Origin of the sequence: Anoxynatronum buryatiense (assembly GCF_900182905.1) — a bacterium.
GTDB classification, from domain to species: domain Bacteria; phylum Bacillota; class Clostridia; order Peptostreptococcales; family Tindalliaceae; genus Anoxynatronum; species Anoxynatronum buryatiense.
Map to the genome: position 1 here is coordinate 222,162 of NZ_FXUF01000001.1, position 23,290 is coordinate 245,451.

Annotated in this window: 24 protein-coding genes and 1 other RNA gene; 2 read left to right on the top strand and 23 right to left on the bottom strand. The window is 46.3% G+C overall.

Annotated elements, in window-relative coordinates; genetic code table 11:
- Positions 1-140 precede the first annotated feature (140 nt).
- Genes QOL74_RS00985 through lepB form a run of 3 tightly spaced genes read right to left on the bottom strand, consistent with a single transcriptional unit; the run spans position 141 to position 2,750 of the window.
- Positions 141-1,817, bottom strand: coding sequence for a nucleoside kinase (locus QOL74_RS00985; RefSeq protein WP_283407559.1), 1,677 nt, complete (start codon positions 1,815-1,817; stop codon positions 141-143).
- Positions 1,818-1,841: 24 nt separating this feature from the next.
- Positions 1,842-2,201, bottom strand: coding sequence for a PleD family two-component system response regulator (locus tag QOL74_RS00990; protein WP_283407560.1), 360 nt, complete (start codon positions 2,199-2,201; stop codon positions 1,842-1,844).
- A 27-nt stretch (positions 2,202-2,228) separates the two neighbouring features.
- Positions 2,229-2,750, bottom strand: a complete 522-nt coding sequence (lepB, locus tag QOL74_RS00995) for a signal peptidase I (RefSeq protein WP_283407561.1) — start codon at positions 2,748-2,750, stop codon at positions 2,229-2,231.
- A gap of 169 nt (positions 2,751-2,919) precedes the next feature.
- On the opposite strand from lepB, the gene QOL74_RS01000 reads away from it, so the two are divergent.
- On the top strand, positions 2,920-3,474 hold the full coding sequence (locus QOL74_RS01000; RefSeq protein WP_283407562.1) for an MltG/YceG/YrrL family protein: 555 nt from the start codon (positions 2,920-2,922) through the stop codon (positions 3,472-3,474).
- A gap of 96 nt (positions 3,475-3,570) precedes the next feature.
- Here QOL74_RS01000 and QOL74_RS01005 read toward each other — a convergent pair whose 3' ends face one another.
- The 9 genes from QOL74_RS01005 to rlmH form a co-directional block, all read right to left on the bottom strand.
- Positions 3,571-3,996, bottom strand: coding sequence for a thioesterase family protein (locus tag QOL74_RS01005; protein WP_283407563.1), 426 nt, complete (start codon positions 3,994-3,996; stop codon positions 3,571-3,573).
- Between the two features lie 62 nt (positions 3,997-4,058).
- Positions 4,059-4,652, bottom strand: coding sequence for an RNA 2',3'-cyclic phosphodiesterase (gene thpR, locus QOL74_RS01010; RefSeq protein WP_283407564.1), 594 nt, complete (start codon positions 4,650-4,652; stop codon positions 4,059-4,061).
- Positions 4,649-4,780 (bottom strand): hypothetical protein, encoded by a 132-nt coding sequence (locus tag QOL74_RS01015; RefSeq protein WP_283407565.1) that lies wholly within the window; start codon positions 4,778-4,780, stop codon positions 4,649-4,651. The genes thpR and QOL74_RS01015 overlap by 4 nt, the downstream gene beginning before the upstream one ends.
- A gap of 328 nt (positions 4,781-5,108) precedes the next feature.
- Positions 5,109-5,879, bottom strand: coding sequence for an exodeoxyribonuclease III (locus QOL74_RS01020; protein ID WP_283407566.1), 771 nt, complete (start codon positions 5,877-5,879; stop codon positions 5,109-5,111).
- A 34-nt stretch (positions 5,880-5,913) separates the two neighbouring features.
- Positions 5,914-7,167, bottom strand: coding sequence for a GNAT family N-acetyltransferase (locus QOL74_RS01025; RefSeq protein ID WP_283407567.1), 1,254 nt, complete (start codon positions 7,165-7,167; stop codon positions 5,914-5,916).
- The gene (locus tag QOL74_RS01030) at positions 7,164-7,805 is read right to left on the bottom strand and encodes a hypothetical protein (protein ID WP_283407568.1); all 642 of its coding nucleotides are present in this window, start codon (positions 7,803-7,805) and stop codon (positions 7,164-7,166) included. The genes QOL74_RS01025 and QOL74_RS01030 overlap by 4 nt, the downstream gene beginning before the upstream one ends.
- Before the next feature lie 230 nt (positions 7,806-8,035).
- On the bottom strand, positions 8,036-8,554 hold the full coding sequence (locus tag QOL74_RS01035; RefSeq protein WP_283407569.1) for a MerR family transcriptional regulator: 519 nt from the start codon (positions 8,552-8,554) through the stop codon (positions 8,036-8,038).
- 19 nt (positions 8,555-8,573) lie between these two features.
- A complete protein-coding gene (locus QOL74_RS01040) occupies positions 8,574-9,047 on the bottom strand; it encodes a hypothetical protein (RefSeq protein ID WP_283407570.1) in 474 nt (157 codons plus the stop codon).
- A 67-nt stretch (positions 9,048-9,114) separates the two neighbouring features.
- Complete coding sequence (gene rlmH / locus QOL74_RS01045; RefSeq protein WP_283407571.1) at positions 9,115-9,594, bottom strand: 23S rRNA (pseudouridine(1915)-N(3))-methyltransferase RlmH; 480 nt, start codon at positions 9,592-9,594, stop codon at positions 9,115-9,117.
- A gap of 263 nt (positions 9,595-9,857) precedes the next feature.
- Here rlmH and rpsD point away from each other — a divergent pair, with 263 nt between their 5' ends.
- Complete coding sequence (gene rpsD / locus QOL74_RS01050) at positions 9,858-10,451, top strand: 30S ribosomal protein S4 (RefSeq protein ID WP_283407572.1); 594 nt, start codon at positions 9,858-9,860, stop codon at positions 10,449-10,451.
- Between the two features lie 86 nt (positions 10,452-10,537).
- Here rpsD and QOL74_RS01055 read toward each other — a convergent pair whose 3' ends face one another.
- From QOL74_RS01055 to QOL74_RS01105, 11 genes are all read right to left on the bottom strand, one after another.
- Positions 10,538-11,104 (bottom strand): signal peptidase I, encoded by a 567-nt coding sequence (locus QOL74_RS01055; protein ID WP_283407573.1) that lies wholly within the window; start codon positions 11,102-11,104, stop codon positions 10,538-10,540.
- Positions 11,105-11,400: 296 nt separating this feature from the next.
- An RNA gene (rnpB, locus tag QOL74_RS01060) (RNase P RNA component class A) lies at positions 11,401-11,765 on the bottom strand.
- An 85-nt stretch (positions 11,766-11,850) separates the two neighbouring features.
- Positions 11,851-12,969: a Nif3-like dinuclear metal center hexameric protein gene (locus tag QOL74_RS01065; protein ID WP_283407574.1), complete on the bottom strand. Its 1,119-nt coding sequence runs from the start codon at positions 12,967-12,969 to the stop codon at positions 11,851-11,853.
- A complete protein-coding gene (locus QOL74_RS01070) occupies positions 12,954-13,658 on the bottom strand; it encodes a tRNA (adenine(22)-N(1))-methyltransferase (RefSeq protein ID WP_283407575.1) in 705 nt (234 codons plus the stop codon). Before QOL74_RS01070 ends, QOL74_RS01065 begins: the two co-directional genes overlap by 16 nt.
- A 61-nt stretch (positions 13,659-13,719) precedes the next feature.
- Positions 13,720-14,832 (bottom strand): RNA polymerase sigma factor RpoD, encoded by a 1,113-nt coding sequence (gene rpoD, locus QOL74_RS01075; RefSeq protein WP_283407576.1) that lies wholly within the window; start codon positions 14,830-14,832, stop codon positions 13,720-13,722.
- 1 nt (position 14,833) lies between these two features.
- Positions 14,834-16,681 carry a DNA primase gene (gene dnaG / locus QOL74_RS01080; protein WP_283407577.1) on the bottom strand — a complete coding sequence of 616 codons (1,848 nt, stop codon included), beginning with the start codon at positions 16,679-16,681 and terminating at the stop codon, positions 14,834-14,836.
- Positions 16,682-16,840: 159 nt separating this feature from the next.
- Positions 16,841-17,815 carry a deoxyguanosinetriphosphate triphosphohydrolase gene (locus QOL74_RS01085; RefSeq protein ID WP_283407578.1) on the bottom strand — a complete coding sequence of 325 codons (975 nt, stop codon included), beginning with the start codon at positions 17,813-17,815 and terminating at the stop codon, positions 16,841-16,843.
- A gap of 320 nt (positions 17,816-18,135) precedes the next feature.
- A complete protein-coding gene (locus QOL74_RS01090; RefSeq protein ID WP_488153916.1) occupies positions 18,136-18,276 on the bottom strand; it encodes a molybdopterin-guanine dinucleotide biosynthesis protein B in 141 nt (46 codons plus the stop codon).
- Positions 18,263-19,285, bottom strand: a complete 1,023-nt coding sequence (locus tag QOL74_RS01095; RefSeq protein WP_283407580.1) for a molybdopterin-binding protein — start codon at positions 19,283-19,285, stop codon at positions 18,263-18,265. The genes QOL74_RS01090 and QOL74_RS01095 overlap by 14 nt, the downstream gene beginning before the upstream one ends.
- A gap of 486 nt (positions 19,286-19,771) precedes the next feature.
- On the bottom strand, positions 19,772-22,393 hold the full coding sequence (gene ppdK / locus QOL74_RS01100) for a pyruvate, phosphate dikinase (protein ID WP_283407581.1): 2,622 nt from the start codon (positions 22,391-22,393) through the stop codon (positions 19,772-19,774).
- A 58-nt stretch (positions 22,394-22,451) separates the two neighbouring features.
- Positions 22,452-23,288: a pyruvate, water dikinase regulatory protein gene (locus QOL74_RS01105; protein ID WP_283407582.1), complete on the bottom strand. Its 837-nt coding sequence runs from the start codon at positions 23,286-23,288 to the stop codon at positions 22,452-22,454.
- Positions 23,289-23,290: the final 2 nt, after the last annotated feature.

Sequence of the window (23,290 nt, forward strand, 5' to 3'; positions counted from 1 at the left end):
CTGACATGCTCTTTCCACCGTGAACCGCCTTTCTTGCTCTGTGTTCGTTGATCAGGGAGATAAACTGATTCTCGTGAAAAAGCAGTGTGACTCCAGCCACACTGCAGTGCGTTTCATGGATGCTGTCATTACTTCCTGTTCTACTCAAAAGAACTGTTACCAATGAATTCACGCAAAATGGAGGTTTTGGGAATATGCTCCTCATTTTCAAGTGCTACAAAATAACCCAAAAACTTGAGAAGTCGTTTTGCTTCCGGATAGTAGGGATTCTGGTTGTCAATTTGTCGCAGCAATGGCTCGGCGTATTTCTTCAGAACACTCAGTTCATAGAAGAGGGCAGAATTGAACATGATATCTGCGTCTTCCTGAAAAGGAAAGATGTTTTCCTCTTCCCCCCTGCGAACTGATGCCCACATGGACAACGTGCGCATGGCGTCGTTACCCCTAAAATGATGGTCTCTGACCATGCGGCGAATCAATCGGGTATCGGTGGTGGGTATGCGGTTATGTTCATCAATGTTAAGCTGTGTCAGACAGCTGACATAAACTTTGTACTTTTTCTCCCTGGGAATACTGCGGGTGAGCGCTTCATTCAGCGCGTGGATCCCTTCCAGTACCAATGGCTGGCTGGTGTCCACCCTGACACGGTGACCATTAAACTCCCGCAACCCTGTTTTGAAGTTGAAGGTGGGTAGTTCCACCTCTTCTCCTGCCAGAAGTCGCTGAAGGTGGTCATTAAAGAGTTCTAAATCAATGGCGTGCAGTGATTCAAAGTCATATTCGCCATTGGAATCAAGCGGTGTTTTCTCCCTGTCGACAAAATAATCGTCAAGAGAAATCATGACTGGTTTCAAGCCATTCACTCTCAGTTGAATTCCCAGCCGACCGGTAAAAGTGGTTTTTCCTGATGACGAAGGACCAGCAATTAGAATCAGTCTGCGGTGCTCCAGATCTTGAGTGACCGCATCAGCTATTTCTGCAATTTTCTTTTCATGTAACGCTTCTGAAATTCGCAGGTACTCTGCCTCTTTGCGACTCACGATTAAATCATTTAGCGCAGCCACATAATCAATTTCCAGAATTTCAGCCCATTTTTCCGACTCCCTGAACACCTTGAATAGCTTGGGATTCTCAACAAATTCCGGAATGGCACCCTTCTCTTCCAGCCTTGGGTACCGAAGCACAATTCCTGGTGGATACCAGGTTAGATCAAACTGTTTCAGATAGCCTGAAGAAGGCACCATGTATCCGTAAAAATAGTTTTTTAACCAGCCGCACTGATAAATCTTAATGTAGGGCTTTTCTCGATATTTCAAAAGCCGCACTTTGCTGCTCTGATGATAGTCCTGAAAAATATCAATGGCTTCTTCAACAGGAATGCGATTTTTATGGAAAGGAACATCTTCTTCGATGATTTCTCTCATGCGTTGGTGAATACGGTCCACTTCGTCAGGACCAAGTGCTTTCTTGTATGCCACTTCGCAATAAAGACCTTTGCTGATGGAATGCTCCACCGACACCTGGCATCCGGAAAACAACTCCATACAGGCCCGAACCAAAACAAAGGACAAACTCCGTTTGTAGATGCGGGATCCAATGGATGAGCAACAATCAACCCACTTGATTTCGCAGTCTTCATCAAGTGTATGTCGCAGTTCTTTCAGTTCGTTGCCAACAATGCCTGCAATAATCAGGTAAGGCGATCCATTCTGAAAATCCTTGCTGACCGTCTCAAGGGTGACACCATGGGGATACTCAAATACGCCATGTCCTTCAATAGTAATATTTATGGTTTCCTGCTTCTTTTTAGCTGTCATTCCTTCAGCCTCCCACGACCAGCATTAAATGGCTTTGATGACTTCATCCATCACGCGGCGCAGTCGATCGCGCGTCACCGGAGTTGCCATAATACCGCTTAATGCCTCATGATCTTTCAATGCTTCCAGTTTATCCCGACTGCAGGATGTCAGCACATAAGCCCCTTGGGGCCAAAGCTGCCGCAGCCTGAGGATCAGCTGTTCACCAGTCGTATTCTCCATTACCAGGTTCACCAGCACTACAGCCGGTTTTTCTTGCACAATCACTTTTTCCACCTGAAATTCATCAGTGAGAACCGCATGATAACCCATTTCTTCCAAGGTGTTTCCCATAACCATTTTCTCAAAGGCAGAATCATTGACCACCATCACGGTTGTTGGCATTCTTTTCACTCCTGTTCCATCAGAAGATTACTGCAACAAGCCAAATCGGTTAAAGGGGTACAGGCGCAAAAAAGCCTTTCCAATGATATCTTCTTCATCCACCAATCCCAGCATTTGATCGCGGCTGTCCAGGCTGTTGTTTCGATTATCTCCCATCACAAAGAGCTTGCCTTCCGGTACCACCATGGAAATGTCACCAAGTGTGTAGCCGTCTTCCAGATATGGTTCTTCCAGTGAGTTGCCATTGATGTATACTTGGCCTTCGCTGATGACAATTTCATCTCCCGGGAGCGCAATAATTCGTTTAATCAACAATTTTTCCTGTCCTGTTGCGGTTGTCAGAGGGGATCTAAAAACGATGATGTCGCCGTCATTTGGTTCACTGCGGCGATACAACAGCCGATTGATCATCAAAAAATCATTTTCTTCCAGTGTATGGCTCATGGAATGATTTTTTACGATGGTGGGTTTTACAAAAGTGGTGATGATCAGTGCGATCACCAGTGAGATCAGAATGGTTTTCACCCATTCTATTATTTCCTGTTTCATGCGGTCATTGCCTCCTGTCGCTCTTTAACAGCCATAAAAACTACCACTATTGTACCACTGCCTTTCATGTAAAGCAATGCACAACCACCCATTGAGTTGTCTTACAGTAAAAACTGTGCTATCCTAAAGTGGAACCATTGATGAGTCAAGTTGAAAGGTGGCACGTTCCATGGATCGAGTGAAAGATTTTCTCCATGATTACTCTGATGTTTTTCTGGCAACCCTCATTATTGTTGCCATGGTTTCGGTTGTCTATGTGAATCTGAATACCATTTTTGATGATAATCCCGTGGTCATGGCCCAGCCGGCATCTGGTGGTTCAACTGCCGAACCCGGCACCGGTTCAGACTCACCACTGATTGTTGAACTGCCATCTGATGAACTGGAAGATAACGAGCTGCCTCCGGAAGAAATGCGTCATGAAGACGACGCTTCTGATGAGGGCGCCGATGCGGCACCTGCTGATGAAACCCCCACCACACCTTCGCAAACTCCTTCAGCCCCTCCTGCCGCCGGGGAAACCGTCGAAATAACGATCCCCAACGGCACCCCAGGAATTGGAATCGCTCAGATTTTGGTGGACAATCAGTTGCTTCCCGACACAACTTCCTTTGTGCAGGCGGCTGAAACGCTGGAACTCTCCCTGAAACTCAAATCCGGCACTTTTCAAATTCCAGCCGGTTCATCTCCTGAAGAAATGGTACGGATCATCGCTGGTCAGTAAGATGATCTCTTGATTCCTTGTCCAATTATCCATACATGACTCGCAAAAAAACCTCCCGGATATTCAGTATCAGCCGGGAGGTTTTTGCTTGTTTATTTAACGATTGATGTCTTCCAGTACTTCTGCCCGGTTGTGGGCCCGTTTTATCAGTGCATCTTTGTTGACAATATGCCTTTCCATCCGACCCTTGGCAATTTGGCCCACCTCATCCATGCACACCAGATCAAAATAAATCACATTTCCTTCGAGCCTGTCCACCATTGCCTTCACCGTCACTGTCATCCCCTGTAATGTGGGCTTTTCATGTGTAACCTGAAGTCCCCGGGCAACCGTTACTGTGCCGTCAGGCACATTGTCACCCACCAAATCAACACAAGCTTCAATCATCATCGTCACCAGCGCCGGTGTTGAGAAAAGGGTTTCAATGCCGGCACGCCCAAAACTCACCGTCGTGTCTTCATAAGCAACTTTCTTTTGGATCATGTGTTCCATACCCGGCTTCAACGTTATTTCCTGCATCATTCCGATCCCCCCTTTATGGTATATATACCGAAATGGTTTCAGAACAATCAGCAAATTTAAAACTAACTGTGATGATTCGGCAATTGGCTGAGTGGAAAGACCATTAATGGAAGATATCGAAGGCGCCCTTCGATCCGCCTGCTTTCCATAAGCACATATTTCTCTGCAGAAACAGCAGGCAACGCTACTTTCATACGATCAAAGGCGCTTCGGGCAGCGGCGTCTATGAAGACACATTCCCGGGCCAGGGTAATATGGGGGTGAAAGGGTGTATGGTTTGCAAATCCTTTTTCCGCCAGGTGGTTCCGAAGCCACCCGGTCAACTCGCTCAATGTTTCATTGGATTCCAGCCCTGCCCACAAAATGTGGCGACGACGCTTTTCAAAAGATCCCAGCCCTTCAACCTTTAGTGTCAGAGGTCGTGATAAAACCGGCCCATTTGGTTGATGAATCATGAGTTGTGAGATTTTTTCATCAGGAATTTCACCAACAAACTGCAAGGTTAGATGAAAATTGACCGGATCAGTGAAACGGCCCTTTTTCACTAATGGCCGGATGTAACTCTGCACTTCTGCCAGGCACTTCACCGTATACTCGTTTAATTGAATGGCAAAAAATACCCGTCGCATTTGGTTCGTTGTCTTTTCAGCATTCACCGGTTTACCTCGGGCGGTACCGGGGCAGGTTTTGCAAAATAGTAACCCTGTAACAGATCGACACCACTTTTCACCAGATAATTCACCTCATCCAACAGTTCCACTCCCTCTGCCAAAGCGCCATCCATTCCTTCAAACTCCGGTAAAGATCCAGTTTATCAAAGGTCAATGTTTCTTCATGTTTCAGCGGCAATAATTTCATATCTCTCTGTTCCAGTGAATTGAAGGGGAGCTGTGCCAATGATCTGATAAAAGCTTCATAATCAGGCAACTCACCTCATAATATGCTTGATGCTTTTCGTAGCTGAGTTCCACTCCGAAAAAACCGATTCAACAAAGGGAGCATGATGCGCTGTAGCCACTGCAAAAAGTACTTTTGAAGGCCTGAAAACTGATAATGGCTGCCGGGTGCATCGCAGACACTCCATTGTTCACTCCCCCTTTCAACTTTCTTCTCTACAATTCTCTTAGCCGGGCTGTCAATTCCACCGGGCAATGGTCACTTCCCAGTACCTGTGCATGAATTGCCGCATCTTCCAACAGTGGGGTGACACGCTGTGAGGTGACAAAATAATCGATTCTCCAACCAACATTTCGCTCTCTGGCTCTCCCCATATAAGACCACCATGAATAGGCTTCTTCTTTATCAGGGTAAAAATGACGAAAGGTATCCACAAATCCGTTCGTCAGCAAGACTGTCATCTTATCCCGTTCTTCATCAGTAAAGCCTGCGTTCCGTCGATTACTCTGCGGATTTTTCAAGTCAATTTCCTGATGAGCCACGTTTAAATCGCCACATAGCACTACCGGCTTATGGGTATCCAGGCGGGAAAGAAAATCCCGGAACCGATCTTCCCATTCCATGCGGTAATCAAGCCGGGCCAAGTCTCGTTTTGAATTGGGAGTGTATACATTCACCAGATAAAAGGCATCGTACTCAAGGGTAATAACTCTGCCTTCGCTTTCAAAATCTTCCAGTCCGGTTCCGGTTCCAAAAGTAACCCGAAGCGGTTCTTCCTTCGAGAAGACTGCGGTTCCTGAATACCCTTTCTTCACAGCGTAATGCCAGTACTGATGGTATCCGGGTAAATCCAGCTCAATCTGACCTTCCTGCAGTTTGGTCTCTTGCAGGCAAAAAATATCGGCATCTGCCTCCATAAAAAAATCCATAAATCCTTTTTTCATGCAGGCGCGAATGCCATTCACATTCCACGAAATCAGTTTCATTCCTTGTGCCTCCTTGTGATTGCAGATTCAGCGGTTAAAAACGACTTAAACAAATGGGAGCTTCCGGATAATCAAAGAAATGGTGCAACGGCTTCAGAAACTGCGGCTCATTCAGTGTTGCTTTGCCAAAGGCAACCAATGAGGCGAGACCGACACTCCCCATCACCAGTGAAGCCAAATCACCTGCTGAAAGACTTAATGTCACCGTTGCAGCCCGCTGGTCACGGGAAATGTTGATGATGCCGTCTTCTGACCATAAATACCAGTCCCCATGGTTTGCCGGTATTAAGTCATCTGCCACCTGTAGCTTCAGTACCAGCCTCTGCTCCATTGCTTCATTCGGTTGCAAGGTTTCCAACACCTTTGGAATATCCAGCACGCGATACATCATACCGTTACCTGTGCGGTACATTTCATTTTTTCTTGTGTGAAAGGTGTCATCATTGCCGGTATCCGGATTATCGAAAAAGGCTTCGAAGTTCCGTTGCTGTGAACGCAGCCGTACATGACTGACCTGATCAGCCTGGGCATGAATCATTGCGGCAAGGGCCAGTAATGTATCTGCATCATCAAAAAGAAGCTCCTCCACCAGCAGATTCGTTTTAAAAAGATTGTCAGGACCAGTTCGCTGGAAATGAAAGGCCATGATACCTGTCAGGCGGCCATGTCGACGTACGCCCACCACCATCTGGCAGCCTTTCAGCATTTCTTCCACCTCATAGGTTTCCTGCCTTAAAACGCCATGGTGAGCTTGAAAAAACTGCCTGTAATAGTCCATGATTTCAGGTAAATCCTTCTGCGACAGCTCCACTACCTGTGTACGATCTCCCTGCGCCGGAAACTGGGACGGCGTCAGCCAAAACTGATGATTAACCGCACCCAGACCACAACCCAGTTTTTTGTAAAAGCCAATGTTGAATGGATCAAGCACTGCCAAGGCCGCACCTTTTTGACGGCCTTCTTCAAAAGCCCAGGTGAGCAGCTTCAGCGCCACTTTTTCTTTTTTGTGAAGCAAATCAACACACAACGCTCCCAAACCGATGGCAGTCAATTGCTTCATGCGCAGGTTTATCGGTTGTGTGAGCATGCGAATACCGCCTATTTGAGTTCCTTCATCAGTGAACTGGCCTGCCAGCACATCGTCAGCGCCATTTTTCACATATTTGCGTACCCAGTCTTCGGTAGTCGCCCGGGCATTTTCATTCAGGTCATATCCGGGATAAGCATTCACCATCAGGCGGGCCATGGAGGCAGCATCACTGTCTTTCAGCAGTCGAATTTCTCTCATTGTTTTGTCTCCTCTCCGATTGTCTGGGGTGTCGGTTTCTCTTCAAAAGATTCTTCCTCCCGGTGCAGCGGTTCTGCTTTGACTGCCAGCACAATTGATAACACTGCAATGGGAATTACCAGTGCACCACTGACGAGTGTCAACATATTAAGTCCATCAAGGTCAAGTAACAGCCCTGCAAAGGCCGCCAGAGAAAGAAGGGCCGCTATCGTTATCAGAACACCCAGCCAGCGCCGAAGCCCCGGATACTTCACCAAATGCCCAAAAAGAAAAAGCATTGCACCGCCCCAAAGAGCGTAGCCTGTTTGATTTGTAAAGTAGGCGATGGAATGGCTTTCGTAAAAAAACCAGGTACTTGCCATCGCCGACATGTTCCTGCTGAGGTACAGCGGCAGCAAGGTCAGCTGTGATATATAGGAAAACGTGACAAAAATGACATAGAAAAGTGCAAGGGTGACCCCTGCTGCTTTGCGAATGCCGCCAGAAATCAAAACCACCCGTTGTAGTATGTAGATAAAATACAAAAAAACAGGTGCAATGGCCATTGCTGCTATAAACGTCATTTGGTAGGTTTCCCAATGAGCAACCACCCATTGTAATTGCTGCTCGATCTCGCCGGTCATGTTAATGCGTGTCATGTTTACCACCCATAGAATCAGCACTGCCAGCAATAAGCAGGCACTGATGATCATATGAATTCTTGACTTTTGATTAATTTTCAGATGTCTCACCCCAGCATTTATGATTGTTTGTTTGAGCACTTTTCTTACATACCCAGTTTTAAATATGATTACCGTTTGATTTCCATTTGTGCCGCAAAGCTTCATCACGAGAATCTTTTCCCATTCTCTAACAAATCTCCTCTATTTTACTTAATCAATGCAAGCAAGTGTTCAATTTCATCATCTTCCATATTCAGGTTTTTAAGAAAGTGAACATGTCCCTCAGGATTATCCCGTTCAAATTCCCGGTGCCAATTTAACCAATCCTGTTTTTCATACCCCAGTTTGACAAGCATTTCTGTCCATGCTTTGCTGCTGGAGAAAATACTGTTGCCCATGGCAACTTCTTCTTTCAACACATCAAGCACTAATTTCTCTTGATTTTTAAGATTTTTGATTTCCATTTGAATCTTATTGAGGCGCTCCATTAGTATGCCTGTTTTGCCACTGTTCTCGACCTCCAACAGCTTCTGAACATCCCTTAAAGAAATCCCTGATTCTCTGTAGAATAATATTCTCTCTAATTTTACCACTTCTGCCTGTCCATATATCCGGTAATTGTTGTGTGCCCTTTCCGCTGGCTTCAATAAGCCCAGCTGATCATAGTATAGTATTGCACTTCTTGATATGTGAAACTTTCTTGCCAAATCTCCAATTTTATACATGGGCAATCCTTCTTTACTGTTATTCTTCCAATAGCATTTCAGCATGTTTTAAATAGTGATTCAGGGATTTTTCCCACTTTTTCATGTGCCCGTTAAATACTTCTTCTGTATTCTCCCTGTAGATCTGCTCTGCAGCCTCACAATTTAATGGTACGAAAGTATATTGAATGTCACAAAAGGTCCATTTTTCGCTTTTCACCGTTAAACGAATGTCTATGATCACACAAATATCCTTTGCCTGCATTTTGACAAATTGTATACGATGACACTCTTGATCATGTTCAGTAACAACCCATCGATAGCTGCCATAGTCATTATTTGTCTCAAATACACATCCTTTTTCTGCGAACCCACTTTCTGAATACATCATCTCATAATCCCAGCCTTGCAGCCATTCTTTCTCACGAACAGGACACAGCAATGGAAATATTTCTTCCCTGGTTCCTTCCAACGTTTGGCGATATGTTCGGATCAATTTTCTCTTAATATTCATCTGCATCACCACTCCTTTATCCCCATGATAAAGTATGAAGTTATGGTCAGGTCAAGAAAAACCACCGTTATTTATGGTATGGTTCATTCCGGTTAATCCGAAAAGCCCGATAGATTTGCTCCAACAGCAGCACTTTCATTAGTTGGTGAGGGAATGTCATGGGTGAAAAGCTGATCTTTTCATTGGCACGTTTCAGAACCGCCTCTGCCAATCCCAATGAACCGCCTATGATAAAAACCACGTTGCTCTTGCCTGTAAGACCCAATTGATGTAGATGGTGGGCCAGCTCCTCTGACGAATGCTGTTTTCCGTCGATGGCCAGAGCAATCACATGTTGGTGATCACTGATCTTTTTTAAGAGCTGTTCACCCTCCCGCTGTTTCACCTGCTCTTCTTCAGCAGGACTGAGATTTTCAGGCGCCTTTTCATCAGGAACTTCAATGAACTGCAGCTGACAATATCTGGAGAGCCTTTTGGCATATTCATCAACGCCCTGTTTCGCATATTTTTCTTTGATTTTTCCGACACTTAAAATAGTAAGATGCACTGTTAAAAACTCCTTTTTCTGCTGTACTCTGAAATATGCTGAAGGCCATTCTCTTATTCCACCAGCCTAAAATTGCTCGAAGCCCTACTGGCATTATAACTGAAAAATGAACGTACCGAAAGAACCCTTCTTCCATGCACCTGAAGCTTTTCTGAAAAATATCATTGATAACAGTTCTCATTTTCGTTTTGCTGTGTTATAATATGGTTGCCAACAGGCTTACCGCGGCAGAACGCTTGTTGTTTATTTAGGAGGAACATGGAATGGCAAAAATGATGAAACCCCGTTTTAAAACCAGCCGCCGGCTGGGTGTTAACATTTGCGGTCATCCCAAGGCGATGAATCGGGCTGGTGCTGCATTCGACAGAAGTACCCGAAAATTATCAAATTACGGAATACAACTGTTGGAAAAACAAAAGTTGCGTGCCTATTATAATGTGATGGAGAAACAATTCCGCAGGTATGTGGATATTGCCATGAAGTCCAAGGGAATGACTGGCGAGGTGTTGGTTCAGCAGTTGGAATGCCGGCTTGACAATTTAGTGTACCGATTGGGAATGGCCCAGTCAATTCGTCAGGCTCGACAGATGGTGAATCACGGGCATATTCTACTGAATCAGCGCAAGGTGACGATTCCCTCTCATCGGGTTTTGCCGGGAGACGTGATCAGCCTGAATGAAAAAGCTCAAAAAATAGATCATTTTACCGAATTTTTCAGTTCAATGCCTACATCTCCTTTCAATTATCTGGAAAAGCAGTCAGATCAGTTCACTGGTCGTCTGACAACCATCCCCTCAAGAGATGAAATTCCGGTGGAAGTAAACGATCAACTCATAGTTGAATTTTATTCCAGATAGACAATATTTCTTTTAAGAAAAAACAACCGTTCCTAATGGACTCGGTTGTTTTTTGGTTGCATTGATCGTAGTAAACGGCTTGTTATCTAATGCATCACATGGTTTTCAAGGCGATTTCTGTGATTTTGGTGGAGGATTCGAATGAAGTACATGCCGGCCATTACCAGCGCCAACCCTGCCATGTTATTAAGATGCGACAGTATCGGAGGGGCTTTGGGTGCAGCCACCACCCAGCGCACAACACCAATCAACTCACACCCACAAACTGGATTTGGATCAATAACAGGATTGCCATCGCCTCTTGTCACAAACTGGACGCCGCCCCCGGGAGGATTCTCCACTGATTTGACTCGATGCGTCGTTACTTTAACTGCACTGCGGGTGCATTGATAAGTGATGATTGCATTTGGCTTGATAGCGACAGGATCCACAGACTGCACGATCAGTATTGCGCCACTGGCAAATGTTGGCTCCATACTACTGCCTACCACTCGATACAACTGATAGCCACTAACTGCCGGAGGCCGATCCGCATGAAACTCAACCGGTAAAAACAACATACATAAACTCACCAAGAGAACCATCAGAGCAAACAGCCTTCTATTGAAACATCCCTTTTTCTTATGGCTTTGATTTCTCATCAGTGCATCCATGATTCCGCCCCCTTTTCAGGTGCTCGGATATCAAAAAGTCAGATCAGATTCTATAACGAGTCCGCCTGGAAATATGTGAATGATTGGAATTGTCTTCCTAATACCATTATCTCATGACAAGGGACATAAATCAATATTTTCGGGACATTTATCCTTATTCTACGCAAAAACCATTGCTTCATCATCTGATGTTTTTCTAATCGTTCAACGCTGTCAGCACGCCAAAAGAAAATGCTGATTCTCCCCTATGGGAAAATCAGCATTTTTCAGAAGCAATCATTGGTATTGTCAAATGGACAGCGAGTAAGTCTATAAGCCGAGTTCTGTATTTGACAGCCATCTATCTAGACCGTCTGTTACCAGACGGCTCAAGCAACCTACCACGGAGCGCGGCGGGCAGCCGCTTTTAGCCCCTGCTTGGTCTTGCTCCAGGTGGGGTTTACATAGCCAGCCAGTCGCCAGGCTGCTGGTGAGCTCTTACCTCACCTTTCCACCCTTACCGGAATTCCAAAAACCTCGGTTTTCAGAATCACCGGCGGTATCTCTCTGTTGCACTATCCTTGGAGTCGCCTCCACTGGGAATTACCCAGCACCTTTGCCCTGGGGAGCTCGGACTTTCCTCGTCATCGGATCACGATGCCGCGGCTGTCTGGCTTACTCGCTCATCACTATTTGTCAGTTTTATTGTAACACTGGGACAGGGTTCTGTCAAAGACAGGCCTTCCTCCATCCTATTGTGTTGAGGTTTACACAGTTTGAAGGGGACTGCTCTGGTTGCGTGCCGGAATTATTTCGAGAGACCAGCCGGAGGTATCGGCCGTTTGAAATAGATAATTAGTGACCAGTGGTACAAAACACTGTTCTGACTCGAAGTGACCAACATCAAAAAGATGGAGCCCCAGTGATTCCGCCAACTGTGCATCATGATATTTGATATCACCTGTTACGAGAGCATCGCAGCCAGTGGCTGCAGCCTCTTTAATGACGCTGGCACCACTTCCCGTCACAATGGCTACGCGGCAAATCTGGTCTGTGCTTCCCTTAACCCATCGCAAATGCGTTAATTGAAATATTTCTTTCAGCTTCGTCGTCAGTGTGGGCGGGCTCATGGGTTCTTTCAAATGTCCAAGTCTGCCCAACCCATTCTGAATGCCAGGGTTTTCAAGCTGCAGGAGATCATATGCCACTTCTTCGTAAGGATGAGCTTCTTTCATAGCTCGAACAATCGCCTTTTGGCGTCCGGCGGGCAAAACGGTTTCAAGCCGTATTTCTGCCACCTGTTCCAGATGATTTTGTTCGCCAATCGTTGGATTAGAACCTTCCAAAGGTTTAAATGTGCCTGTACCCTTCCCTCTAAAACTGCAATGGCTGTAATTGCCGATGTGGCCCGCTCCAGCTGCGGCCAGAGCGTTGGCTACCTGATCAACGCTGGCCTCAGGTACAAATACCACCAGCTTCAGCAGGGGTTCTATGTTTGTTTTCTCCAATAGTCTTATCTGTTGCAGTTCCAACTGCTGCGCCACCCAGTCGTTGAGGCCGCCCTGGGCAATATCCATATTGGTATGAGCTGCAAAAACTGACACGCCCCGATGCATCAACGTTTGAATCATTTTACCCATGGTTTGATCGGTACGCAAATGTTTCAACGGCGAAAAAATAAAGGGGTGATGTGTAATAATCAACTGAGGGTCATGAATCAGGGCTTCCTCAAGGCTTTTTTCCGTCAAATCCAATGCCACAAACACTGTTTTGACTGTGTCGTTCATGGATCCCACCTGCAAACCAACGGCATCCCACTCCATCGCCAATGCCGGTGGCGCCAGAAGATTCATCGCTTTCACGATATCTCTTATTGTTTGAGCCATCTCAATTCCTCCTTCAGTGCTTCGATGAGGGCACGGGTTTCAGAAAGCTGCCGGGGATCGGGGGGATCAGCCTGCGACAGCCCTTGATACTTTTGGGTAAAAAGCCTGATTTTTCTGCTAACAAATGCCCTGGCCACCGTTGCAGGCTGTTGCTTCAAAAAACTGCCTGTTTCCAGCCACACTGGTTCAGGTTCATGGACCGGCAGATTCTCATACTTGGCTACCATTATTTCATAAAAACGATGTTTCTCCTGAATCAACACTTCTTCATGGATTCGGTACCCATGAGCGGCCAGGTAACGACGCAAGACAGGCACTGCCTGCACAGGCTGCAAGATCAGTTGCTGAGCCTGGTGTGCCACCATCGGCGATGCTTCCAATAGTTCTGTTATCAGCGTACCGCCCATACCTGCCAGAATCAGAGTGGTGGCTTCTCCAGGTTCCAATACTTCCAGCCCATTTCCCAGTCGCAGCGTAATGTGGGCTTCCAGTTTAAAGCGCTGTACTATCCGCCTTGCTTTGTTTAGAGGATCTTCGTTTGCATCTGTGGCAATCACATGACGAACACCCTTCTCTTTCACCAGGTAAATGGGGATATAGCCGTGATCAGTTCCAATATCAGCCACTACAGCTGTCGGATCTGCCCGGTTAGCTGCAGCTGCCAGTCTGGGGGATAGGGTTATGGACATAGTCATCGGCTCCTTCAAAACAAAGGACCCGCAAATGCGAATCCCAGGTTTTTCATTCGGCTTATTCCAGATAATCTTTCAGCTTTTTACTGCGGCTGGGATGACGTAACTTGCGTAACGCTTTTGCTTCAATCTGTCGAATACGTTCCCGGGTAACCTGAAACTTTTTACCCACTTCTTCCAGTGTACGGGCCCGGCCATCGTCAAGTCCAAAACGCAGGCGCAGTACCTTCTGCTCCCGCACCGTCAAAGTGTGCAGTACTTCCACCAGTTGTTCCTTCAAGAGGGAAAATGCCGCTGATTCTGCCGGAGCCAATACATCTTCATCCGGGATGAAATCTCCCAGATGACTGTCTTCTTCTTCTCCAATAGGTGTTTCCAGCGAGACCGGTTCTTGGGCGATTTTAAGAATTTCCCGCACTTTTTCTTCTGTGATATCCATTTCACGGGCAATTTCTTCGGGCTTCGGTTCCCGGCCCAGGTCCTGAAGCAATTGGCGTGAAACACGAATTAGTTTATTGATGGTCTCCACCATGTGTACCGGTATGCGAATGGTACGGGCCTGGTCGGCAATGGCACGGGTAATAGCCTGTCGTATCCACCAGGTTGCGTAGGTGCTGAATTTGTAACCTTTACGATAATCAAACTTTTCAACAGCTTTAATCAGACCCAAATTCCCTTCCTGAATCAGGTCGAGAAACAGCATGCCTCGCCCAACATAACGCTTGGCAATACTAACCACCAGTCGCAGATTAGCCTCAACAAGTTGTTTCTTAGCCTGCTCGTCACCCTGTTCCATACGCTGGGCCAGATCTATTTCTTCTGCACTTGTCAGCAAGGGCACTTTTCCAATTTCTTTTAAATACATGCGTACCGGATCGTCAATGTTTACCCCTTTCATCAGAGATAAATCATCCTCAACCGGTTCATCAATTTTAAGATCTTCTTCAAGATCCGGATCATCCAACTCAAGGTCATCTTCTTTTTCTTCACCAATGATATCGATGCCTAAGGTTGTAAATTGATCATACAGATCGTCAATTTGATCTTTATCCAACTCAGCCTTCTCAAGGGCATTCATGATCTCCTCGTAAGTGAGTGATCCGTCCTTTTGTCCCTTTTCGATGAGTTTTTTTAACATTTCTTTGGTCAAATCGATGGTTTGACTATCCATACTATTTCCCTCCCTTCTGCATGTACAGCTCTTGCAGTTCTATGTTGATGCGTCTGATTTCCATTCCCAGTTTTAACATTTCATCTTCCTTCTCTTTCGGGTTCAATTCCTGATTATCCAACAGCTTCCGTTGTTTCTCCTCCAACTGCTTCAGCTGTTGCTGGCGCTGTTGAGTCTTCATATATTGAGTAAATCGCCGAATCATGTCTTCCAATGAAAGGTCACAATCTTCAGCTGCATCAATATTCGCCATTTCTTCTTCAAATCCTTCAAAGAAATCTTTTTTTACAGTATTTTTTTGAAGTAATTCGTGATTTTCTATCATTAATCGAAATAATACCTGATGGGTAGTGTGTTGAAAAAGGCTTGCTTCAATTTTTTCACCCAATTGAAGCAAGTGTTCAGGATGCCGGAGGGCCCATTTAAGAAACAGGCATTCCATTTTAATCACAGCATCACGTTCAACAGGTGTCATAGCCTCAATGGAAAGCCGACGAGCAACATACGCATCTTTATTTTTTCCATAATTCCGAAGCTCAAAGCTCCGTTTACCCTGCTGGAGTTCCTCCATGAAAGAAGCTTTGGAAACACCTATTTCTTCAGCTACCCGGGCAGCATAGGCTTCCCGTTCAACCATGCTTTTTATCTGTTTCAGAACGTCTGATGCTTCCCGGGCAAAATGCACTTTCCCTTCCACTGTAGCCAACGAGTGCCTGCGTCGAATGAGAGAAATTTGGTACTCGACAGCAGTGGGGGCCTTCTGCAACAGCTGCTCAAAAGCCTCAGCGCCTTTTTCTTTCACGTATTGATCCGGGTCGGTTTTATGGGGCAGCGTGAGAATTTTGACTTCAACCTCAGTATTACGGAAAATACGAATACTACGCTGGGCAGCCTGTTCACCCGCCTGGTCTCCATCAAAGCATAAGATCACCCGTTTGGCAGTTTTTTCAGCCAGTCCAGCATGTTCCGGTGTCAGGGAAGTTCCCAGAGTGGCAACTGCGTTTTGGAATCCGTTTTCATGAAGGGTGATCACATCCGTATAGCCCTCCACCAGAATCAGTGTATGTTGTCTCAGGTGTGTTCGTGCGATATTGAGACCATACAGTAAATGACGTTTATTAAAGAGGAGGGTTTCAGGCGAATTTAGATATTTGGGTGTTCCTTCCGGAGTCAGAATTCGCCCTCCAAAAGCTACGACATTGCCGCGAATGTCAAAAATCGGAAACATCACGCGATTTCGGAAACGGTCATAATGCCGCTTATTGCCTGCCACTTTCTCGCTTAATATGGCTAACCCGGCTTTTTCCAGCAACTCGTTAGAATATCCTTTGGTGGACATGTAGCGGCACAAAGCATCCCATTGGTCAGGGGCATAACCCAAGCCAAAACGTTTAATGGTCTCGATGCTCCATTCCCTCCCGGCCAGATATCTGGCACCGGCATTGCCCCTTTTTTTAAGGCAATTGAAATAAAAGGAAGCGGCATCTCGATGCAGATCCATGAGCTGGTGTTGCTCCTGCAGTTCCTGCCGGACCTGGGGTGTCATCTCTGCTTCAGGAATCTGCAAGTTAATTCGCTGGGCCAGTTTTTTCAGCGCCTCAACAAAGTCAAGATTTTCTTTCTCCATTATGAACCCTACCACGTCACCGCCTTTCCCACACCCAAAGCATTTGAACATCTGCTTTTCACGACTCACCATGAAAGACGGTGTTTTTTCATTATGGAAGGGACACAAGGCGCGATGATTAGCTCCACCCGGCTGTAATGGCACATACTCACTGATCACTTCTACAATGTCGTTTCGGCTTATGATCTCATGAACAATTTCATCTGGTATATGTCTACTCAACATGCACACACCATTTCCGAGTTGCAAATAGTTTAAGCAGGTAATCCCACTCCGTGATACCTTATTCGACATGAAATCAAAAAGTCCTGCCAGTTGGCGAAAAAAGTTCTCAATATATTTGCAGGACATCAACAACCCTTACATAAAATGACATCAGTTCTAACTGGGAATCGGAATCATCAACTCCTGAAATGCCTTAATAGCTGCTTCATCTGTCATGCCTGCAATAATGTCTGCTGATTCCCGGGGCGTCATATTTTTGGTGTATTCACGGTAAAGGCATTCAACGATATGTGTGGCTTTTTCTTTCTCCCGCATGCACAGTTCTCCGTAATACACTTTTTCGAACATAAAACTGCGCAGTTCCTGCATCACAGCTTCCATATGCGAACTTTGATAGATGCGGGGTTCATTCCCAAGCGCCAGTTGCCGGACCGTCTCCATGGCCATGTCTTGCACAAAACTGTTCACTCGTTGGCTGTGACTGTCTCCCAGGGTGTTCCTGATGGCAGGAGGAATGTCCTCTGCTTTAAGAATGCCTGCACTCAAGCTGTCCTGAATGTCATGACAGAGATAGGTAATTCGGTCGGCAATTTTCACCAGCTTACCTTCCATTGTTATGGGAATGCCGTCGCCGGTGTGATTCAGAATGCCGTCACGCACTTCAACCGTGAGGTTTAACCCCCGCCCCTCCCGTTCAAGTTGGTCAACGATACGCAGGCTCTGTTCGTTATGGGAAAAAAATCCTGTCAGTCGCTGCAGTACTTCTTCGCCACTATGACCAAAACAGGTGTGGCCCAAGTCGTGGCCAAGGGCAATGGCTTCAATAAGGTCCTCATTTAGTCCCAGCGCCCGGGCAATGGTGCGGGCGATTTGACTGAGTTCGAGGGTATGGGTCAAACGTGTTCGGTAAAAATCTGACTTCAATATGAACACCTGGGTCTTTCCCTTTAATCTGCGAAAAAACTCAGAATGAATGATTCGATCTCGATCTCTCTGATAGACGGTGCGAATGTCACAATTGGGTTCCGGTTCTTCGCGACCCCGGGTATCAGCACTCAGTTGGGCATAAGGTGCCAGTGTTTGCTTTTCGCGCATTTCTGTCATGGCTCGAATGGTGATTTTATCGGACAACCGCCATCAACTCCTTTGTTATCCGTATCAATACCCTAAATGCTGTTTGCCAAAAGGCTCATAAGCTCTATAGTATATCAAAAAAATGAAAAACCCTCAATGGGTTATGTATAAAAATATGGAAACCCTGACATCGAATAATTAATTGAATGATTCTTCATCGTCAGGGTTTCGTGTATTCCCGCGTTTTGTCCTTCTGTGATGAGAATGTCCACATCTTTAATCTCAGCAACGAGTGTTTCCAGTTTTCGCTCGGTCTCAACCTTTTTTATCATTGCAAATTTTTCAGGCGATGAGATCATCGCCAGGTCAGAGTCTGCCTAGGCGTGTTTCCATGTGTCTTTTCCCTGATGATCCATGTCAAACCCATGGACATCGTGTTTAATGGTTCCTACCCGATATCCTCTTTGTTTCAGAACTTCAATCATCTGAAACCTCTTTTTACCGCTAACATTTTCCAAAATGACAATCAGGGAAGAAGCAGGTATCGCATTTCAAACACTGTCCTCCATGACCCAGCCGGGAGATGTCCCGTCGGGTGATGGTTTCATCTGCCATTACCCGGGGAAGTAAAATATCAAAAGCAGTGGTATGTGCAAACATCACACACCCCGGAAGCCCAAACACTGGAATTCCATCAAGGTAGGCCAGCAGAAGCATGGCACCCGGGAGCACTGGTGTACCGTAAGCCACCATTTCTGCACCGGTTTGCTTGATGGCACCAGGGGTTTTATCATCGGGGTCAACTGACATTCCTCCGGTCACCACAATCAAGTTTGCGCCTGCAGTTTTTGCATCTTCCACCGCCTGTCGAATGCACTGTGTTTCGTCAGGAACAATCTGCCTGTGTATCAGTTCAACGTCATATTTCGCCAATTTTTCAGCCACCACTGGCCCAAACTTATCTTCTAGTCTCCCCTTAAACACTTCACTGCCCGTGACAATAATGGCAGCCCGCTTGGGTTGGTATGGCTTGACCTGAATCAACGGTTCCTGATTCTCAAGAATGACCGTCACCTCTGACAGCTTCTGTTGTGGAACTGTCAGGGGTATCACTCGGCATCCTCCTATCAGCCCTTTTTCATCAATGGAACGATTCCCATGAATGGTGGCCAGACAAATGTCTCCCAGATCATTCACTTCATCCTGTAAGTCGCGGTTAATTTTCAGCAGTCCTGTTTCAGAGGCAACCAGATTGATTTTCCCCTCTGAAGGAGGTGTGAAATGAACACCGGGACCACAAATCATTTTTCCCAATAGGGTAGCCGCATCATCCTCATGAACTTCTCCTTCTTTTAAATTCATGACATACAGATGTTCTTTTCCGATACGCAGCAAATGATCCACGTCTTCCTGCCGCACCACATGTCCCTTTTTAAAGGCAACTCCCTTAAACTCACCAGGAACAATTTCTGTAAGATCATGGCCAATTACCATGCCCACTGCATCCCGTGTTTTAATCACTTCCATAAGACAGCTCCTCCTTCTTCGATTTCGATGGCGTTGTCAGACCATCTCTGCAGCTCTCGTTGCTTTCATTTTCAAATAAATGGCGTTTTAACCTCAATTATTGCAACGCATTGCATAATGAGAGAGGATTAGGCGGTCTACTGACGTTTCCATTTGCCAGGCGGCGCGAAGACAGGGGTTTTCACACCGACCGCATGCAGTAACCGATTGTCAACTGTCAACGATGGCCAATTTTTTCACAGAAGTCCATGAGGTTAACAGTTTTTTCACCTGTTAACGCTGTTGTTGAAAAATGCTTTTTATTTCTATTTTACCTTTTATATCATAAGATGCGCAATGGCTCAGATTAAAGGTCATTGTTTCTTGACCGCCAATCAGCGCCAGCATGACCATCATCTCCTGGTCGATTCCAAGAACAGTACAAAGCACTGCAAGTATTGAATTGCAGTGCTTTGTACTGTTCTTGTATTCAGTTGAGACAAATCATCATGAAGGATACCGGATGGCCGCCTGAGCCGCAGCCAGTCGGGCAATGGGAACCCTGAAGGGGGAGCACGAAACATAATCAAGTCCCAGCAAGTGGCAGAATTCAACAGAACTGGGATCACCGCCATGTTCGCCGCAAATACCAAGCTTCAAGTCGCTACGACTTTCAAGCCCCAGTTTGACAGCGGTTTTCATCAATTCTCCCACACCGCGCCGGTCAATCTGCTGGAATGGGTCTTTTTCCAGAATGCCTTTATCCCGGTATTCTTTGATGAACTTGCCGGCATCATCTCTGGAAAAACCATAGGTCATCTGAGTCAGGTCATTGGTGCCAAAGGAGAAAAATTCGGCTTCTTTGGCAATATCATCGGCAGTGATGGCGGCTCGTGGAATTTCAATCATGGTGCCAATGAGATAGGGTACCGTTTCGCCGGTATCATTTGCCACCTGGTGAATCACTTTCAGCACCAACTCTTTCACATACTGAAGCTCTTTTATTTCGCCAATAAGAGGAATCATGATCTCTGGTATAACATGATGCCCCTCTCGCTTCAGTTGTGTGGCTGCTTCCATAATCGCCTGCACCTGCATTTCATAGATTTCTGGATAAGTGACAGCCAATCGACAGCCCCGATGTCCCAACATGGGGTTCACCTCAGCCAGTTCACGAACAGTTTCTTTCAACTGAGAAACTGAAACATCCAGTTCGCCGGCCAAACGTTGAATATCAGCTTCAGCCGTAGGCAGAAACTCATGAAGCGGGGGATCGAGAAGTCTGATGGTGACGGGTCTGTCGCCCATCACTTTGAAAATGGCGACAAAATCGTCTCTTTGCATGGGCATTAGCTCTGCCAGCGCTTTACGGCGGGCATCTTCTGTTCTGGAAAGAATCATGCGGCGCATGACTGCAATCCGGTTTTCTTCAAAAAACATGTGTTCGGTGCGGCAAAGGCCTATGCCTTCTGCTCCAAACTCAACTGCCTTGGCCGAGTCTCTCGGAGTATCGGCATTGGTGCGCACTTTCAGCTTTCGAAGATCATCCGCCCATTCCATAAGGGTCACAAAACGCCCCCCCAGGCGTGCTTCTCTGGTTGCAATTTTGCCGTTATAAACGCAACCGGTATTTCCATCAAGAGAAATGAAGTCGCCTTCCGTCAGCGAAATCGCTTCCATTTTCATGGTTTTTTCCTGTTCGCTAATGTTCAACTCACCAGCACCGGACACACAACATTTTCCCATTCCCCGGGCCACCACCGCTGCGTGTGAGGTCATGCCACCCTTGGCCGTGAGAATGCCGGCAGATGCCACCATTCCTTCAATATCTTCAGGCGAGGTCTCATTGCGCACCAGGATAACGGTTTCACCTCTGGCATGCGCTTTAACCGCTTCTTCAGGGGTAAAGTAAATTTTTCCACAGGCAGCTCCCGAAGAAGCTGGGAGTCCTTTGGTGATGAGAGCAGCCTCTTCCAGTGCTTTTTCATCAAAGGTGGGGTGCAGCAGCTGGTCCAGATCAGAAGGGTTCATTCGCAGAACAGCCTCTTCTTTGGTGATCAGTCCTTCTTCAACCATGTCCACAGCAACCTGGATGGCGGCCTGGGCGGTTCGCTTTCCGGTACGGGTCTGCAACATGAACAGTTTGCCCCGGTTAACGGTGAACTCAATGTCCTGCATGTCCCGATAGTGTTTTTCCAACAGCTGTGCCACTTCTTTGAACTGCTGATATGCTTCGGGCAACAGGTTCTTCATTTCTTCAATATCCTTTGGTGTTCTGATGCCTGCCACCACATCTTCACCCTGTGCATTCACCAGAAACTCACCATATAGCTTGTTTTCACCTGTTGAAGGATTTCGGGTAAAGGCAACACCCGTCCCGGAATCATTACCCATGTTTCCGAAAACCATCACCTGTATGTTGACCGCTGTTCCCAGGTGATGAGAAATATCATTATGCTCCCGGTAGACACGGGCACGGGGATTGTTCCATGATTTGAAGACTGCTTCCACCGCCATCATGAGCTGAACCTGAGGATCTTGGGGAAAAGGTTTTCGTGTTTCCTTCTGAACCACTTTTTTAAAAGCTTCCACCAAATCAATAAAATCTTCTGCCACCAGGTCTGTATCGGAAGCGGCACCTTTTTCAGTTTTCTTTTTCTCCAAGAGACTGTCAAATTTGTATTTGGGAATCTCCAGTACCACATCACCAAACATTTGAATCAGACGTCGGTAACTGTCAAAGGCAAATCTTTGATTGCCCGAGGTGTTTGCCAGCCCCTGAACGGTTTCATCATTCAGCCCCAGGTTCAGGATGGTGTCCATCATGCCGGGCATTGAAACAACGGCGCCAGATCGAACAGAAACCAGCAGGGGGTTTTTCACGTCTCCCAGTTGATGTCCTATTTCAGTTTCCATCTCGCTCAGCTTTTGTCCGATCTGCTGCTTTAAGTCATCCCATATCATGTTCCCCTGTTCATAATATTCAATACAAGCTTCTGTGGTAATGGTGAAGCCTCCGGGCACCGGCAGCCCTATGCGGGTCATTTCCGCCAGGTTTGCGCCCTTGCCACCAAGAAGTGGTTTCATTTCTGAAGATCCTTCACGAAATGCATACACGTACTGTTTCATGACAGATGGTCACCTCCGCAGATTGTTTTCATCAAAAAGAAATTGATGAGTGTCTCTCTTAACCTTTCAGCAGTCCAACCTCATAGCCAATTTCCCGGCAGATTTCCAAAATGATACTGGCACTTTCTTCCACTGCCCGGGCAGAAACATCAATGACAGGGCAGCCTAATTTGCGCATTAGGGCGTCTGCATATTCCAGCTCCTCAATAATGCGCTGAATGCTGGCATAGTTGGCATTATCCTGCAGTCCCAATGCTTTAATTCGTTCTTTTCTAATTTCTATCAGCTTGTAGGGGTCTGTTGTCAGTCCAATGATTTTTTGGGGTTTCACTTCAAAAAGTTCTTTGGGCGGCGACACTTCCGGCACCAGCGGCACGTTGGCCACTTTGATGTTTCGGTGTGCCAGGTACATGCTCAGGGGAGTCTTGGAAGTTCGGGAAATGCCAATGAGAACAATATCTGCTTTTTGAAGTCCCCGCGGATCTTTTCCATCATCATATTTCACAGCAAATTCAATGGCCTCGATGCGCCGGAAATACTGTTCATCCAATTTGCGAATCAGCCCGGCTTCTCCCTTGGGTTTCATACACAGTCGATCTTCCAAAACGTCCATCAGACCCGCCATCAGGTCGATGGCCCGTAATTTGCGTTCATTGATTTCACGCATCAACAATTCACGCATGGCTGGTACCACCATGGTGTACAAAATGATGGTACTTTCAGGTTGTGCATCGGTCAGCATTTCAAGAAGCTGTTCCGGCTCAGACATGAAAGAATAACGCCTGATTTCATAGTTTTTAAAATCAAACTGACTGAGTGCGGCCCGGGCCACCAGCTCTGCAGTTTCTCCCACAGAGTCGGATACTATAAAAAACTTCAGTTCCTGAACTTTCATCG

Excerpts from the sequence above, each read along its gene's own strand:
- QOL74_RS01055 (WP_283407573.1), bottom strand. The coding sequence starts at position 11,104 with ATGGATGCACTGATGAGAAATCAAAGCCATAAGAAAAAGGGATGTTTC.
- QOL74_RS01030 (WP_283407568.1), bottom strand. The coding sequence starts at position 7,805 with ATGACACGCATTAACATGACCGGCGAGATCGAGCAGCAATTACAATGG.
- QOL74_RS01005 (WP_283407563.1), bottom strand. The coding sequence starts at position 3,996 with ATGATGCAGGAAATAACGTTGAAGCCGGGTATGGAACACATGATCCAA.
- lepB (WP_283407561.1), bottom strand. The coding sequence starts at position 2,750 with ATGAAACAGGAAATAATAGAATGGGTGAAAACCATTCTGATCTCACTG.
- QOL74_RS01025 (WP_283407567.1), bottom strand. The coding sequence starts at position 7,167 with ATGAGAGAAATTCGACTGCTGAAAGACAGTGATGCTGCCTCCATGGCC.
- QOL74_RS01065 (WP_283407574.1), bottom strand. The coding sequence starts at position 12,969 with ATGGCTCAAACAATAAGAGATATCGTGAAAGCGATGAATCTTCTGGCG.
- rpsD (WP_283407572.1), top strand. The coding sequence starts at position 9,858 with ATGGCAAAAATGATGAAACCCCGTTTTAAAACCAGCCGCCGGCTGGGT.
- QOL74_RS01015 (WP_283407565.1), bottom strand. The coding sequence starts at position 4,780 with ATGGATGGCGCTTTGGCAGAGGGAGTGGAACTGTTGGATGAGGTGAAT.
- QOL74_RS01105 (WP_283407582.1), bottom strand. The coding sequence starts at position 23,288 with ATGAAAGTTCAGGAACTGAAGTTTTTTATAGTATCCGACTCTGTGGGA.
- QOL74_RS00985 (WP_283407559.1), bottom strand. The coding sequence starts at position 1,817 with ATGACAGCTAAAAAGAAGCAGGAAACCATAAATATTACTATTGAAGGA.
- QOL74_RS01095 (WP_283407580.1), bottom strand. The coding sequence starts at position 19,285 with ATGGAAGTGATTAAAACACGGGATGCAGTGGGCATGGTAATTGGCCAT.
- QOL74_RS01035 (WP_283407569.1), bottom strand. The coding sequence starts at position 8,554 with ATGTATAAAATTGGAGATTTGGCAAGAAAGTTTCACATATCAAGAAGT.
- QOL74_RS01000 (WP_283407562.1), top strand. The coding sequence starts at position 2,920 with ATGGATCGAGTGAAAGATTTTCTCCATGATTACTCTGATGTTTTTCTG.
- QOL74_RS01020 (WP_283407566.1), bottom strand. The coding sequence starts at position 5,879 with ATGAAACTGATTTCGTGGAATGTGAATGGCATTCGCGCCTGCATGAAA.
- QOL74_RS00990 (WP_283407560.1), bottom strand. The coding sequence starts at position 2,201 with ATGCCAACAACCGTGATGGTGGTCAATGATTCTGCCTTTGAGAAAATG.
- ppdK (WP_283407581.1), bottom strand. The coding sequence starts at position 22,393 with ATGAAACAGTACGTGTATGCATTTCGTGAAGGATCTTCAGAAATGAAA.
- QOL74_RS01070 (WP_283407575.1), bottom strand. The coding sequence starts at position 13,658 with ATGTCCATAACCCTATCCCCCAGACTGGCAGCTGCAGCTAACCGGGCA.
- QOL74_RS01040 (WP_283407570.1), bottom strand. The coding sequence starts at position 9,047 with ATGAATATTAAGAGAAAATTGATCCGAACATATCGCCAAACGTTGGAA.
- rpoD (WP_283407576.1), bottom strand. The coding sequence starts at position 14,832 with ATGGATAGTCAAACCATCGATTTGACCAAAGAAATGTTAAAAAAACTC.